The 16,273-nt window shown below is 42.2% G+C and carries 11 protein-coding genes and 2 pseudogenes; 5 read left to right on the top strand and 8 right to left on the bottom strand.

What is annotated here, in order from left to right; all coding sequences use genetic code 11:
• Nucleotides 1-7: 7 nt before the first annotated feature.
• The 8 genes and pseudogenes from I2I04_RS11880 to I2I04_RS11915 form a co-directional block, all read right to left on the bottom strand.
• A complete protein-coding gene (locus I2I04_RS11880; RefSeq protein ID WP_195655097.1) occupies nucleotides 8-1,138 on the bottom strand; it encodes a PCMD domain-containing protein in 1,131 nt (376 codons plus the stop codon).
• A 173-nt stretch (nucleotides 1,139-1,311) separates the two neighbouring features.
• Nucleotides 1,312-1,620: pseudogene (locus I2I04_RS23515) on the bottom strand (HipA domain-containing protein); the annotation flags it as partial.
• Between the two features lie 35 nt (nucleotides 1,621-1,655).
• Nucleotides 1,656-1,856: pseudogene (locus I2I04_RS11890) on the bottom strand (HipA N-terminal domain-containing protein); the annotation flags it as partial.
• The gene (locus I2I04_RS11895) at nucleotides 1,853-2,071 is read right to left on the bottom strand and encodes a helix-turn-helix transcriptional regulator (protein WP_195655098.1); all 219 of its coding nucleotides are present in this window, start codon (nucleotides 2,069-2,071) and stop codon (nucleotides 1,853-1,855) included. The pseudogene I2I04_RS11890 and the gene I2I04_RS11895, both read right to left, overlap by 4 nt.
• Before the next feature lie 121 nt (nucleotides 2,072-2,192).
• The gene (locus I2I04_RS11900) at nucleotides 2,193-3,653 is read right to left on the bottom strand and encodes a catalase (RefSeq protein ID WP_008641219.1); all 1,461 of its coding nucleotides are present in this window, start codon (nucleotides 3,651-3,653) and stop codon (nucleotides 2,193-2,195) included.
• 254 nt (nucleotides 3,654-3,907) lie between these two features.
• Nucleotides 3,908-5,242: an NADP-specific glutamate dehydrogenase gene (locus I2I04_RS11905; protein ID WP_004317274.1), complete on the bottom strand. Its 1,335-nt coding sequence runs from the start codon at nucleotides 5,240-5,242 to the stop codon at nucleotides 3,908-3,910.
• Between the two features lie 248 nt (nucleotides 5,243-5,490).
• On the bottom strand, nucleotides 5,491-5,667 hold the full coding sequence (locus I2I04_RS11910; RefSeq protein ID WP_004317275.1) for a hypothetical protein: 177 nt from the start codon (nucleotides 5,665-5,667) through the stop codon (nucleotides 5,491-5,493).
• Nucleotides 5,664-7,955 carry an NADP-dependent malic enzyme gene (locus tag I2I04_RS11915; RefSeq protein WP_195655099.1) on the bottom strand — a complete coding sequence of 764 codons (2,292 nt, stop codon included), beginning with the start codon at nucleotides 7,953-7,955 and terminating at the stop codon, nucleotides 5,664-5,666. The genes I2I04_RS11910 and I2I04_RS11915 overlap by 4 nt, the downstream gene beginning before the upstream one ends.
• Nucleotides 7,956-8,224: 269 nt before the next feature.
• On the opposite strand from I2I04_RS11915, the gene I2I04_RS11920 reads away from it, so the two are divergent.
• From I2I04_RS11920 to I2I04_RS11940, 5 genes are all read left to right on the top strand, one after another.
• A complete protein-coding gene (locus I2I04_RS11920) occupies nucleotides 8,225-8,791 on the top strand; it encodes an RNA polymerase sigma factor (protein WP_143257922.1) in 567 nt (188 codons plus the stop codon).
• Between the two features lie 97 nt (nucleotides 8,792-8,888).
• Nucleotides 8,889-9,884, top strand: coding sequence for a FecR family protein (locus tag I2I04_RS11925; protein WP_195472502.1), 996 nt, complete (start codon nucleotides 8,889-8,891; stop codon nucleotides 9,882-9,884).
• Nucleotides 9,885-10,111: 227 nt separating this feature from the next.
• A complete protein-coding gene (locus I2I04_RS11930; protein ID WP_195655100.1) occupies nucleotides 10,112-13,354 on the top strand; it encodes a TonB-dependent receptor in 3,243 nt (1,080 codons plus the stop codon).
• Between the two features lie 11 nt (nucleotides 13,355-13,365).
• Nucleotides 13,366-14,841, top strand: a complete 1,476-nt coding sequence (locus I2I04_RS11935; protein ID WP_143257925.1) for a RagB/SusD family nutrient uptake outer membrane protein — start codon at nucleotides 13,366-13,368, stop codon at nucleotides 14,839-14,841.
• 33 nt (nucleotides 14,842-14,874) lie between these two features.
• A complete protein-coding gene (locus I2I04_RS11940) occupies nucleotides 14,875-16,260 on the top strand; it encodes a DUF5016 domain-containing protein (protein WP_195655101.1) in 1,386 nt (461 codons plus the stop codon).
• The last annotated feature ends 13 nt before the right edge of the window (nucleotides 16,261-16,273 follow it).

Below are 16,273 nucleotides of genomic sequence, written 5' to 3' on the forward strand. Positions count from 1 at the left end.
AGTTTTTTTATTCTTTACAAATAAGTTCTAGCTCATCAACGTATAGAGTGCTACCAACAGCCCCTCTAAAATAGGCGCCATCTACGCTGGATGATAGTACAATACCTAATTTATATTTACCGTTTTGTAGTTTCGTATCGTCAATTTCTCGTCCTTTTACTGATTCGAAATATAAAGTAAACTCATTCCATTCATCTTCTGATTCAATGATATCTTCAGGTTTTATTCGTGCTAATAATACTAATTTATCAGAGTTGAATACGTCATCACCATTGAGCATGATAGAATTATTCTCTGCCTCATACATAACAGCATAAATATCACATTTATCCCTTTTTCCGGTTTGTGGCTGTCCTTCTACAGAATAAACTTCCCCAGCTTTAAATTTATAATGTCCTTTGAGTGCTATGGGATGTTTATAAAATTGAAAACCAAAGTTCGTTGCTTTTCTAGGATTTGTCAGTGCATTTTCTACTTCGAATGTTCCGATAAATAAATTCCCAGCAGCAATATACATTTTTACCATTGCACCAAAATCTCCAGTGTTACGGGTTTCTAGCTTTACAGCCTTACCTTTAAAGCCATTTGTAACTTGTACTGTTGGGTAATCTATTCTAGAATTAGCCATACCTGTTAATTTAAAACCTGGATTACCGCTTGACCATTGTAGTACTTTAGATATTTCTTGCGAGGTTGCTGGTGTAAATTCGTAAAATGTATCGTATTCACTGGAGGTTGTCAGTAATTCTTCAAAACTGAAAAGGGTAGGTAATTCCGCTAAAATCACATTTACGGTATAAACAGGCTGCCATTGACCGTCTTCTGATGTAACGGTGAATTTACGGGAGTGCGGTTCTTCGCTGAAATCATAGGTAGATTCAGTATCGCCTGTTATTGGAGTATTTACTTTAATTGTAGCTCCTTGTGGAAGTGTAAATTTTAATTTTTGTTTGGAAAGGTCGGCTCCTTTATTTACATATACATTAATTACTTTAGAATCTGCATCGATATTTGCCAGTTGCACATCATCGCCTGAACAAACATCAATGGCTGCTTCTGAATTTAATGCTTCATCCTGTATGCAGGAGGATATTGCACATGTAAAGATGAAATAGGCTATTAAAGTCTTAATTTTCATTTGATTTTCCTTTTTAGTTTACTAATTTAGTATCTTCTATAAAACTTGGTTGCAAAGTTAAGTTTCTTTTTTGAAATGCAGCACTTCATCACTTAAGTAATTCAATAAAATTAGTGCCTTTTTAAAATTGATGTTATAAATGAATTATTCCTTTTTACATCCCTGCACTGTTTTTATAACAAATCTAACTTCCTTGTTATAATCAGCTTGTACTGTTGTTTCATTTCTTGGGGCAAGAAAGAAATATCTATGAACTCCAGTCACTTGTCGGTAACCTTTATGAATTTAGAAAATAGATTGTCCATGATCTTTTTCTCCAAGCTACAACCATTCATTGCAACTTCAAAATCAGAACGCTTGATTTTGCGTCTTTTACCGTTTAGTGTCAAAGCCAATTCTTCGGTGTCCTCCGGCATGAGGAGTGCCGTAGAGAGCATGTCATATCCCGGGGGCATCGAATAATAGCCTTTACGCTGACTATAATTTTCCAGCTTTTCTCGGCAATATCCAAGAGTCAGCCTTCGGGAATGAGACCGTCAAAGAATGGGAATAATATTAGACTTGTATATGGCTTTTCAGAGATTGGCAATGTGAGACTGACAGGTTCGGCATCGCTGGATTTAATGTAGGCTGCATCATATTGAAAGGTGTAGCCATTTTCATCTTCTGTAAGCAGTCCTGCCAACTGGTCTTGGTTGTATATGTGTGCTTGTCTCATAGCTTGTTGAGTTTACTTATTGGTACAACCCCCACTTCCATTCCAAAGAGACTAAGCACTTGATTTACTTTATCAAGACGCAAAGTTTGTTTTCCCTGCTCAAGTTCGCGCACAAAGCGCAACCCAACTCCTGATTTTTCGGAGAGTTCTACTTGGGTCAAGTTATGTTCTTTACGCATTATCTTTACGTATTCTGATAATGATTTATCGTTCATATTATACCCTTTTGGGTATAAATCTGGTTGTGGATTTATGGATTATACCTTATAGGGTATAAGAAAACTGGTACTCTTTCTTCAGGAAGAAGGAGTACCAGTAGAGGAAAGTGATAGCAGATTACTCTTTCAAAGCCTCTTGCAAATCAATTCCCAATGCCTTGGCAACTCCTGTTCCGTATGCGGGATCAGCTTTGTAGCAGTTGCGTACATGACGTTGTTTGATAAATAGTTCAGCGTCTCCCATAGCACGAGCTGTATTTTCGAACAATAATTGTTGTTCTTCAGCTGGCATCAGTCGGAATAAGTCGCCCGGTTGGCTATAATAGTCGTCATCATATTCCCGTTCATTGTAGTTGTAAACTTCACCGGTAACTTTGAGAGGCGGTTCTTTCATAGTAGGAGAATCCTGCCATTCGCCGTAACTGTTTGGTTCATAACCTTTAGTGTCACCGTAGTTTCCGTCTACGCGCATAGCACCGTCACGATGATAGGCGTGGAAAGGACAACGAGGTTTGTTGACCGGGATTTGTTCGGCATTCACTCCAAGACGATAACGTTGTGCGTCACCATACGAGAACAAACGTCCCTGCAACATTTTGTCGGGAGACAGACCGATACCATCTACTATATTCATCGGGTTGAAAGCAGCCTGTTCCACTTCGGCGAAATAGTTTTCCGGGTTGCGGTTCAGTTCAAGGATACCGACATCTTGCAGAGGAAAATCTTTGTGCGGCCATACTTTAGTCAAGTCAAACGGGTTGATGCGATAATTGTCCGCTTCTTCTTCCGTCATTAACTGAATCTGGAATAACCATTTCGGATAATCGCCCTTTTCGATGCTCTCGAAGAGATCACGCTGATGAGATTCACGGTCTTTAGCAACAATTGCTTCCGCTTCCTGGTCAGTCAGATTCTTGATCCCCTGCAAGGTGCGCAGATGGAACTTGACCCAGATACGCTGATTTTCTGCATTGATAAAACTATAAGTATGACTGCCGAATCCGTGCATGTGGCGATATGAATAAGGAATACCACGTGGACTCATGGTGATAGTCACCTGATGCAATGCCTCCGGCAAGAGCGTCCAGAAGTCCCAGTTACTGTTCGGGCTACGCATATTCGTTTTCGGATCTCGTTTGATAGCATGGTTCAGATCCGGGAATTTAAGTGGATCACGTAAGAAGAATACGGGAGTATTGTTACCAACCAAGTCCCAATTACCTTCTTCCGTGTAAAATTTCATGGCAAAACCACGGATGTCACGTTCTGCATCGGCAGCTCCACGTTCTCCGGCTACGGTGGAGAAACGGACAAAACATTCTGTTTGTTTTCCGACTTTACTGAAAATGGCGGCACGGGTGTACTTTGTGATGTCGTGAGTGACGGTAAAAGTGCCGTATGCTCCTGAACCTTTAGCGTGCATACGTCTTTCCGGAATCACTTCACGATCAAAATGGGCAAGCTTCTCAATGAGCCAGGGATCTTGTAACATGACAGGCCCGCGTTGACCTGCGGTTTGCGAATTTTGATTGTCGGCGATAGGGCGACCGTTCGCAGCAGTGAGTTTTTTCTTTTCCATAAATGGATTTTTTAGTCGGATACAAGTATAAACAGACTGTCGCCTTTTTATTCTTTTATCCGGGGTTTATAATATGTAACAAAGATAGGCTTCTTTTGCTTGCTTGTCAAACAGATAATTTCTATCTAAAGATAGATAATAACTATGAATTATGTACGTATTGCCTGTTATTTTTTTGCATAAAAAAACTCCCGCACTTCCTTTCGGAAGGCGGGAGTCTTTAAATAAACTATAGCTTATATATCTTTCGCTGATTATACGATACCTTGTGCCATCATTGCTTTAGCAACCTTCATGAATCCGGCTACGTTAGCACCCTTCACATAGTTTACGTATCCGTCAGCTTCTGTACCATATTGAACGCAAGCTTCGTGGATATTTTTCATGATGCTTTTCAGCTTTTCGTCTACTTCTTCAGCACTCCAGCTCAATTTGATAGAGTTCTGAGTCATTTCAAGACCTGATACTGATACACCACCGGCGTTAGCAGCTTTACCCGGAGCGTAAAGGATCTTAGCGTCCTGGAATACTTTGATAGCTTCTGGAGTAGAAGGCATGTTAGCTCCTTCAGATACAGCGATACAACCGTTTGCTACCAGCTGACGAGCGTGGTCGCCATTCAATTCGTTTTGAGTTGCAGAAGGAAGAGCGATATCACATTTTTCACCCCAAGGTTTAGCTCCTTCTACATATTTGCAACCATATTTTTCTGCGTATTCACGGATACGGCCACGGTACAGATTCTTCAGTTCCATGATGTAATCCAGTTTTTCGCGGTCGATACCATCCGGATCGTAGATATAACCGTCAGAGTCAGAGCAAGTAACTACTTTACCACCCAGTTCGATTACTTTTTCTATTGTATATTGAGCAACGTTACCGGAACCGGAAACCAGACAAACTTTACCTTTCAGGTCAGTGCCTTTTGTTTTCAGCATTTCCATCAGGAAGTAGATGTTACCATAACCGGTAGCTTCCGGACGAATCAGTGAACCACCGAATTCGCGGCCTTTACCTGTGAATGTTCCGGTAAATTCATGAGCCAGTTTTTTATACATACCGAACATGAAACCTACTTCACGGCCACCAACACCGATGTCACCGGCAGGAACATCAGTTTCAGGACCGATGTGACGCCACAGTTCCAGCATGAATGCCTGTACAAAGCGCATTACTTCGGCATTTGACTTTCCACGAGGAGAGAAGTCGGAACCACCTTTACCACCACCCATCGGCAGAGTAGTCAGTGAGTTTTTGAATGTTTGTTCAAAGGCAAGGAACTTCAAGATAGAAAGGTTTACAGATGCGTGGAAACGGATACCGCCTTTGTAAGGACCGATCGCGTTGTTGTGCTGAACACGGTAACCCATGTTGGTCTGAATATTACCTTTATCATCCATCCAAGTCACGCGGAACTGATATACTCTATCAGGAATACACAAACGTTCGATCAGGTTTACTTTATCAAACTCCGGGTGTTTGTTGTATTCTTCTTCAATAGTAGAAAGTACTTCTTCTACTGCCTGATGATACTCCGGTTCATTGGGAAATCTTCTTTTCAGATCGTCTAATACCTTTGCTGCATTCATAATCTTTTTTTTCTTTAATTGGTTGATATAAAAATAATGTGCTAATTTGACAATTTGCTAATGTGCCGCTTGACTGTGTGCTTTCGTATTATATAGCAATTTACACACTTGCATATGGGTACATCGGATTTTTATTTTCGGTTGCAAAAGTAAAGATAAAAATTGAACTGGCAAACATTTTATAAAGAAAAATGCGATAAAACATCAAAATTGATATTTTATCGCATTAAAAATAGGAAAAAAGATATTTATTTGTTCTTTTTGATCGACTTATAAACAGGAATAAATACTAATGCTGCCGAAATGACAAGCATTACTATCGTCATCCCGTCAATTCGTTCGGCTTTCGTCAGAACTAAATAGCAAAGCGCCAACCAAAGCAGGCTGATACAAACTATTTGTGATTTGGATAACGGACGCTTCATTTAACTCCTCTTTTCTTTTTGTCAACAATGGCATCGATCACGGCTACGGCTGTGATATTCACAATGTCACGGACAGAACTTTCGAAATCGGTGAAGTGGATAGGTTTGTTCAATCCCATCTGGATAGGGCCGATGAATTCTGTATCCGGGTCCATTGCCTGCAACAGTTTGTAACCGGCGTTTGCTGAACTTAGATTCGGGAAAATCAATGTATTTACGTCTTTACCTTTCAGGCGGGTAAACGGATATTTGGTATCACGCAATTCGCGGTTCATGGCAAAATTTACCTGCATTTCACCGTCGATAGCCAATTCCGGATATTCTTCCTGCATGTGAGCAACTGCTTCGTGCACTTTCACTGGGCTACCTGCGGTGTCAGCGCCGAAGTTAGAGTATGACAACATAGAGATAACCGGTGTGTGATTGAAGAAACGAACTGTTTTGTCGGACAGTTTGGCGATATCAATCAATGTTTCCGTATCGGGATGACGGTTAATCAATGTGTCTGTCAGGAAGTAAGTACCTTTCTTGGAGTTCAGGATATGCATGGTACCGAAGTGTTTGAAGCCCGGTTGGATGCCGATCACTTCTTTTGCCACTTTGATCGTATTGCTATATCTTGTATAAAGTCCGGTGATGAATGCGTCTGCATCCCCCGTTTCCACCATCATCATACCGAAGTAGTTGCGTTCGAACATCTTATCGTTGGCTTCTTCGTATGTAAATCCTTCGCGTGCACGTTTTTCTGCAAGGATGCGGGAGTAACGTTCGCGACGGTCTGATTCGTTCGGGTGGCGGAGATTCACGATTTCAATTCCTTCCAGGCTAAGATCCATTTCTTCTGCCAGTTTTCCGATAGCTTCGTCGTTTCCTAATAAGATAGGATGACAGATACCTTCGGCTTTTGCTTCAACGGCAGCTTTCAGCATATTCGGGTGGATACCTTCGGCAAATACGACACGTTGCGGTGAGCGGCGGGCAGTATCATACAGTTGGCGGGTCAGTTTGGATTCGTAACCCATCAATTCTCGCAGGTGAACACAGTAAGCGTCCCAGTCTTTGATTTCTGTGCGAGCCACTCCGCTTTCCATAGCAGCTTTTGCCACTGCGCATGAAACTTCAGTGATGAGGCGTGGATCTACCGGTTTCGGGATAAAGTATTCCGCACCGAAAGAAAGGTTGTTTACGTGGTAGGCTGCGTTGACTACATCAGGTACCGGCTGTTTTGCCAGGTTGGCAATAGCGTGTACGGCTGCAATCTTCATTTCTTCGTTGATTGCTTTTGCTTGAGTGTCCAAAGCACCGCGGAAGATATATGGGAAACCGATTACATTATTAATCTGGTTCGGATAGTCGGAACGTCCGGTAGCCATCAGTACGTCAGGACGTGCTGCCATTGCATCTTCGTAAGAGATTTCCGGTGTCGGGTTAGCCAATGCGAATACGATGGGCATCGGAGCCATGCTGCGTACCATATCTTGGCTCAACACATTTCCTTTTGACAGGCCGAGGAATACATCCGCGCCTTTGATTGCTTCTTCCAGCGTGTGGATATCTGTGCGGTCGGTTGCAAAATATCTTTTCTGTTCGTTCAGATCGGTACGTGTCTTGCTAATAACACCTTTGCTATCCAGCATGACAATATTTTCGAGGCGCGCGCCCAAAGATACATATAATTTAGTACAAGATACTGCGGATGCACCGGCACCGTTCACGACGATTTTTACATCCTCGATTTTCTTTCCTGCCACTTGCAGGGCATTTACCAAACCGGCGCTGGAGATAATAGCAGTACCGTGCTGGTCGTCGTGCATTACAGGAATGTCCAATTCTTCTTTCAGGCGACGTTCGATTTCAAAACATTCGGGCGCCTTGATGTCTTCCAGATTGATCCCTCCAAAGGTAGGAGCGATTGCTTTCACTGCCGCAATGAATTTCTCCGGATCTTTCTCATCTACTTCGATGTCGAAAACGTCGATACCGGCATAGATTTTGAAAAGCAGTCCTTTACCTTCCATTACAGGTTTGCCGCTCAAGGCGCCTATATCGCCCAGTCCGAGTACGGCTGTACCGTTAGAAATAACAGCTACAAGATTTCCTTTAGCTGTATACTTGTATGCATCCTGCGGGTTCTTCTCAATTTCAAGACATGGTTCGGCTACACCGGGGGAATATGCGAGTGATAAGTCGGTTTGTGTACTATAAGGTTTGGTAGGCACTACCTCAATCTTGCCAGGTTTGCCCTGTGAATGATAGAGCAAAGCGGCTTCTTTCGTTATTTTAGCCATGGTATTTATGTAATTTGTTAATAAGTTATCAATTGCCCGCAAATGTAGGAATAAAAGTTAGAAATTGTAGCTGTTGATTGGTAATTTCTATTAATTTTATAGCAAAATGGCTGAATTTATGATATGATATACATAGGTTATGCGTTTATATCCTATTCTTTTTTAAAAGCTTAGATATTGATTTATTGAAATTTTAACAAGCGCTTTGCTTGTCGGCTTTAGTTATTTCGTTATTTTTGAGTCCATATATGATTTAACTTTATTTGATAATGATTACCACCCAACAACTTCAACTATTGAAGGAAGGAAATAAAAATGCTTTTGAAGCGTTGTATCGTGCATACAATGCTCGCATTTACAGTTTTGTCCTTTCTATGGTAGGCAATGCTGGGGTGGCAAAGGACATTACACAGGATATTTTTCTCCAAATCTGGGAGAAGCGGCTCAATATTGATTTGGATGGAAATTTTGGCGGGTATCTTTTTAAAATATCCCGAAATATGGTGTATCATTACGTGAGGCGCGAACTCCTGCTTCAAAATTATGTGGATAAATTATCGAATGAATCGGCTGACGAATCTGTAGAGATAGATGAAGAGTTGGATTATTTATTTTTAGAAGAATATATCCTGAAACTTTTGGAAGAACTGCCTCCTGCCCGTCGGGAAGTTTTTATGCTCTACTGGAAATCCGGGCTGAACTATCGTGAGATAGCTGAACAGTTGGATATATCCGAAAAGACCGTTGCTACACAGGTACATCGTTCTTTGGATTTCCTGCGTGACAAACTGGGGACGATTGCCTTTTCTGTTTCTCTCTTCCTGCACCATATCTAATGCTTAACCTTTAATAAAAGTTAATATCTAACTTATCTTCATTTTCTTGTAGTCCTTTTCTGTCTCTCAAGGCTAGTATATATAGAACAGGAAAATTATGGAGCAACACGATTACATAGTACTATTGGAAAAATTCTTCAAGCAGGAGGCCTCTCCTGAAGAAAGAAGGATACTTATTGAATGGATTCGCAAACCGGGAATTCGTGATGAGTTTAATTCGCTTTGCGAGCAGATGTGGAAAGAAGCAGCTGTCGAAATAGATAAGACAGTGGAAGAAGAAATGTGGAATCATCTGCAGCGGCATTTGGATGAACCCAAAATTCTGTATCCGAAGAAGCGGCGTTGGCAACCTATTATATATAAGGTGGCGGCCACTATATTATTACCGGTTTGTTTGGGGCTGGCCACTTATTTCGGAGTAGGACATATAAATAAGGTATCACAGGATCCTTTCATGGTTGCAGTAGATTACGGGCAGAAAGCGAACCTGACTTTACCTGATGGAACGAAAGTCTGGTTGAATTCGGCTACTCATCTTTCTTATGATGCGGAGTATAACAAATCCGACCGAAAGATTTATTTAGACGGAGAAGCCTATTTTGAGGTGGCAAAGAACAAAGACAAGCGCTTTATCGTCTGTTGCAATGATTTGGAGATAGAAGCGTTGGGAACAACCTTTGATGTGAAGGGATATGGGGACGATCTTTCCGTCACGACACTGCTGGCGGAAGGAAGTGTCAGGGTTTCTAATAAAACGAATGCCACCTTGTTGAAACCCGGCGAAAAGGTAGAGTATCATAAGAACAAGCAGACATTTACTAAATCGCCTATCTCGGATCTGCGGGAAATCGACTTTTGGCGGAACAATATGTTGATTTTTAATTCAGCGCCTTTAGCAGAGATCGCGACCACGTTGGAGCGGATGTACGGAGTGAAAGTCGTGTTTGACTCGGAGAAGCTGAAGAATGTGCCGTTTTCCGGAACCATCCGGAACAGCAGTTTGCATAATGTATTTTACATTATAAGCCTTACTTATCCTTTGACCTATGAGTTAGAAGGAGATACGGTGAGAATTGGAAGTAGTATTAACTAAAAAAGACGATTTATGGAAGACACCTCATAATAAAACAAAGAGGGTAGAATTATGTAGCAGCATAATTCCACCCTGAAATAAAATACGGTTTATACATGATAGTAAAAAAGAAATTTTTCCTTATGCGGATAAGGGAAAGGGAATCCTTTTTGTTTCATGATTTCACAAAGATAATAAAAAGTCTAATTTTCAGACTTATATTTTAAAGAATTTAAAGCTAATTACTAATGAGAAAACAATTACATATCATATTCAGGCTTGTTATGTTCTGTTGTATCTTGTTGTTTGTGTCTCAAGAGGTAAGTGCGCAGATCACTTTCTCTGTAAAAAATCAGACAATACGCCAGACGATACGAGTGATTGAGAAGAAGGCTGATTACAGCTTCTTTTATACGGATAAGCTTCCCGGATTAGATCAAAAGATTTCATTGAAAGTGGACAATGAAAGCATCGATTCGGTTTTAGAAAAAGTTTTCAAAGGGTCACCTATTAGTTATAAGATAGAATCGGGCAAGCAAGTAGTGCTTACCCTGAAAACCGAACAAAACACCTCCCAGAAAGGAGATAAGAAAACAATAACCGGTGTTGTAGCCGATCGGAGGGGGGAACCTTTGATTGGTGTTACCGTGAGAGTGGAAGGGGAGAATATTGGGACCGCTACTGACATCGACGGACGTTTCTCTTTGGAAGCTCCCATAGGGGCAAAAATCAGTTTCTCCTATATCGGTTACGTTTCCCAGTCTCACACGGTCAATAAACAGAGCATATATAATGTGTCTTTGAGTGAAGATTCGCAAGTGCTGGAAGAAGTTGTCGTGGTGGGATACGGTTCTATGAAACGGAAAGATATTACGACGGCAGTATCAGTGGTTTCTACGGCAGATATTGAAGAACGTCCGATCATGACAGCTGCACAAGCCATTCAGGGAAAAGCAGCCGGTATTCAAGTCGTGCAGCCATCGGGTATGCCGGGTTCCGGGGTAACCATCCGGGTGAGAGGTGCTACTTCGGTGCAGGCATCTAATGAGCCGTTGTATGTGGTAGATGGTTTGCCGTCGGATGATATTTCGAATATCAGTCCGAATGATATTGAAAGTATGCAAATCCTGAAAGATGCTTCATCTGCAGCTATTTATGGAGCACGTGCGGCAAACGGAGTGGTGTTGATTACGACCAAGAGAGGAAAGATCGGTGCGCCACAGGTGAAAATGAGTGCTTATGTGGGTTTTTCTAAATTAGGGAAGAAGATAGATGCCTTGAATACAGAGCAATATAAAGACTTGATGAAAGACTTGAAAGCTGTTTCGGACGTTGCTCCCAATATCCCTGAAAATGAAACACGCTATGTGGATTGGACTGATTTATTCTTCGGTACGGGCGTTAATCAGAACTATCAATTATCCGTGGCAAATGGAACCGAAAAATTACAATATTTTGTATCCGGAGGTTATTCCGACGAACAAGGTATTGTGGAGAAAGCACATTTTAACCGGTATAATTTTCGTGCGAATTTGGATAGTGAGCAGACAAAATGGTTAAAGATGGCACTTAACTTTGCATATTCGCATACAGGAGGACAGTGGGTGAACGAAAGCCGCAGTTCTTTGCGTGCCGGTTCCATCTTGTCCGTAGTGAATACTCCTCCGTTTATGCAGAAGTGGAACCCGTATGATCCGAATGAATACGACGAACAGGCTTATGGTGCACGTATTCTGAATCCGCTGGCTGCCAATGCTGCAGACAGTAACACAAATACAGATCATATTAATGGTTCACTTGGCTTTACGGTTGACATATACAAAGGTCTGAAATTCAAAACCACTTTTGGCATTGAACTGACTAATGAACACTGGGATTATTATCTGGACCCGATTTCAACTTCGGACGGACGCGGTACAAAAGGACGTGTGGAAGAGAGTTTCTCACGAAATTTCGAATGGCTTTTTGAGAATTTGCTAACCTATGATTGTTCCTTCAACAAGCATAACTTTTCACTCTTGGGAGGAGCCACCCAACAGCGTGCGCAATATAACGCATCCTGGATGGCTGGTTTTGATCTGGCAGAGTCCTATCCCGATATTCATTCTATCAGTGCCGCCAATCAGTTGGATAAGGACGCTTGCGGTTCTTCTGCCTCCGCATGGACGCTGGCCTCTTTTTTGGGTCGTATAGCCTACAATTATGACAGCCGTTATTTGCTGACGGTCAACTTCCGTGCCGACGGTTCTTCCCGTTTTGCTCCGGGACACCGTTGGGGTACTTTTCCTTCTGTTTCGGCAGGTTGGAGAATTTCAAGCGAAAAGTTTATGCAACCTTTGCAAGACATCGTAACCGATTTGAAGCTACGCGCCGGATGGGGGATGAACGGTAACCAGGGCGGTTTTGGAAACTACGCTTACATGGCTTCCATGAGTGTTAGTAAACTACCGGTTTCAGAAGGTAATTTATATCCGGGACTTGCCATAAGACCCGGTTCGGCAGCCAATAAAGAACTGACTTGGGAGAAAACAAGCCAGTGGAATCTGGGTCTCGACCTGACAATGTTTGATTCTCGTTTATCCTTCTCGGTGGACGCTTATTACAAAAAAACAACCGACTTATTACTGACAGTCAGCCTACCGGAGAATGTAGTGCCAAGCAGTGTGACAAGAAACGATGGCGAAATGGTGAATAAAGGTATGGAGTTCACTGTCTCTTCCCAGAATTTTAAAGGTAACTTCCAGTGGAATACTGATTTCAATATCTCTTTCAACCGGAATAAGTTGACGAAGCTCGGCTTAAATAAAGTCTATTATTATGCTGAAATGTATGAATCCAAGGAGAAAGCTGTCATCCTGAAAGAAGGTCTTCCATTGGGAACATTCTTTGGATATATATCGGAAGGCGTCGATCCGGAAACTGGAAATATCATCTATCGTGACCTGAATGGTAACGGCTTTATCGATCCGGAAGATCGCACTACCTTGGGAAATGCCCAGCCTAAATTCATTTACGGTATGACGAATACATTCTCGTATGCCGGCTTCGACCTGTCTGTTTTCTTGCAGGGAAGTCAGGGCAATAAGATTTTTAATGCGTCACGCATCGATATGGAAGGTATGACTGACTTTAGAAACCAGTCGGTTCGTGTATTGGATCGTTGGAAACGACCGGGTATGATTACCAATGTCCCCCGCGTTGGTAATACAGAGAACAATCACAACTCCTCCCGTTTTGTAGAAGACGGATCTTATCTGCGCTTGAAAACAGTCACTTTATCCTATAATTTCCCTAAGAAATGGTTGAATAAAATACATTTGTCCAGGTTGCAGGCTTACGTCACCGGACAAAATCTTTTCACATTGACAAAATACAAGGGATACGATCCTGAAGTAAATGCTTTTGGCGGTGACTCCGTTGCTCAAGGAGTGGACTATGGTACTTATCCTCAATCGAGGGCGGTAATATTTGGTTTGAATGTTGAATTTTAATAGGTGCGAAAATGAAAAACATAATAAAGTTAGCTTATGTCGTACTCTGTGTCTTATTCGTTTCATGCAGTAATTTTCTGGATGAGAAACCGCAATCGGATTTTATGCAGGAGGGTACCGGAACGGAAGATCAGGAGTCTAAATACGGAAGTCTGGCAGATGCGCAAGCCGAGTTGCAAGGTGTGTATGAAAGCTTTAAGGCAGATATATTCCAGTCGGAAAATTATACCATCGGAGATGTTCAGTCCGATAATTGCTATATTGGTGGAGACGGTGTGGCCGAACAAGAATTTGATCTGTTGAAACTAACCTCTACCAATTATAAGGTAGAATTGGTCTGGTCACAGTATTATTCAATGGCGGGCACTGCAACCAGTGTGATTGAAAATACGAAAATGATGGATCCTGCCTCTACCGTAGCAGAAGAGCGTAATCGGGTTATCGCAGAAGCAAAATTCTTGCGGGCATGGGCCTATTTTGATATCGTCCGTTTATGGGGAGACGCTCCGATGGTGTTGGATTTGATTCCGACCATTACAGCCGAGAATCTGGATAAATGGTATCCGGTGATGTATCCGGAACGCTCTGTCGCAGATAAAATCTACGATCAGATACTGGATGATCTGAACGAAGAAAATACCATTCGTTATCTGGCAAGCAAAAATAAAGGAGTTTTCCAGGCCACCAAAGGCGCCGCTTATGCTTTGCGTGCCAAGGTGTTGGCAACCAGAGGAGAGAAATCAACACGCGACTATGCCAAAGTGGTTGAGGCTTGCGACAAAGTGATAGCAGAGGGTTATACGCTGGTCGGCAACTTTGATGAGTTGTGGCAACCTGACAAGAAATTCTCTTCAGAAAGTATCTTTGAAGTCTATTACACCTCCGATGCTCCCAACTGGGCTTATTGGGTGTTGCTGAAAGAAGACGACGGCTCGGTGACCTGGAGACGTTATTGTACGCCTACTCATGACTTGGTTGCTAAATTCGACAAGGAGAAAGATACTCGTTATGCATCCAGTATCCTTTGGAAATCGGTTCCTTATGACACCTATTGGCCGGCGGACAGTTATCCGTTGTCTTATAAGATTCGCGAGAAGACTTCCAACATTATTCTGATGCGATTGGCGGATATACTCCTGTTGAAAGCCGAAGCACTGGTAGAGTTAGACCGCACTCCGGAAGCGATTCGAATCGTAAACGGCATTAGAGAACGTGCGGGTTTTGCTCCCTCTTCTCTAGATGAGAATATGGGACAGGCTAGGGGCCGCTTGGCGGTAGAGAATGAACGTCAATTGGAGTTGTATATGGAAGGTCAGCGCTGGTTTGACCTGGTACGTAATAACCGTTTGCTGGAAGTGATGCAGAAACATAAAGACAAAGATGGCAGATTGCTGTTTGCAGGTTTGCAGGCTTTCCGGCAGTTGTGGCCGATTCCTCAAGGAGAGAAAGATAAAAATACCAATCTGACTCAAAATGAAGGTTATTAATGAAAAGAGGAACGTAAAACTTTAAAAGAAAAAATGATGAAACACAATAATCTGTTTTTATGGCTGCTGGGGCTAACCGTTTGCTGGCTGGCTTCATGTAGCGAAGAAGATGGTCGGGTGAAGTATCCATATTCATGTCCTGAACTATCAGGACTACAATTCTCGACTACCGATCAGACTCCTGCAGCTGATTCTCTTTATTTCTCTGTAAAAATTCACGATCCGGAGACTCCTTTGTCTACGTTGGAAGTGAAATTGATGGTAGGTGAAACCCTGGTAAGTTCGCAGTCGATCCGTACGAAAGGCACTGATGTGTCGATTGTTGAGAAAGGAATTTATATCCCGTTTGAGGCTGACTTGGAAGAGAACCAGGAAGCTAAAGTAGTATTGACTGCCATCAATGTGGAAGGTAGTGAAGTCTCTCAAACGTTTGATTTTCATATCGTCCGTCCACAGATTCCGGAAGTGCTCTATCTTCACTATAATGGTGAGGTGGTAGAAATGACCCGGAGCGCAGAGAATCCTTATCTGTATCTTACGGAAGTTTCCGGCTCGGAAGAGGGCTATCCGATGGAGCTGACTGGAAAAATCTCCACTACGGAATCATTGGACGATGCGGAATTGATTTGGGGAGCTGCTGAAAAGAGTAATACAGCTGTCCTTATTGAAGCGTCGGGACCCAGCTTTGCCTTTGATTACCGGGATTGGTTTGTTGAACAGATCACTTTCGACGTGATGACTTTTAAATTGGGTGTCGTCGGTTTCCAGAAGAACCTGAAAATTAAAGAAACCGAGTTGATAGCCAGTGAAGGACTTTTCCGTGCCCAGATTAGCTTTACTCAAGGTGAAGAATTTGAAATGAGTGGATTTGAAGATGTGGAACATGCTTACAACCGCGATTTCTTTAGTTATAATCCGGACAATGGTAAGTTTACCTTCCTGCGCAAATCAGGTACTTGGGAAATCTATTATTCTTCTAAATATAACTATATTTGGGTTGCCCGGATGGGCGATGTGGCACCTGCTTGCTTCTGGCTGGCTGGACATGGATTCACTAGTGCTCCTATCTGGAATACGGATTATGATACCAATGATGGCTGGAATATGGAAGATATATTGCAGTTAGGATATATTGTCCCGATTGGTGAACAGAAGTATCAGACTACCGTATATTTGAGTAATACTCATAAATGGGAGTCTTTCGAAATCGAAATTTACAGCGATTTGCAATGGAATAAAAATAAAGGTATGGAGTTGCAAGCAGGTTCGTTGTCCGGTGATACGGATGGAATTGAAATATCGGCTTCCAATGGAATAACGAGTGGCGACGGCTTCGTACCTGGCTATTACCGTCTGACTTTCGATACTTCGCAGGGAGTAGGCAAAGAAACATTGCACATCGAACGATTGAGTGATTAATGTCTGAAAGAGT

The organism is Bacteroides sp. 1001136B_160425_E2, from assembly GCF_015559655.1.
GTDB classification, from domain to species: Bacteria; Bacteroidota; Bacteroidia; order Bacteroidales; family Bacteroidaceae; genus Bacteroides; species Bacteroides luhongzhouii.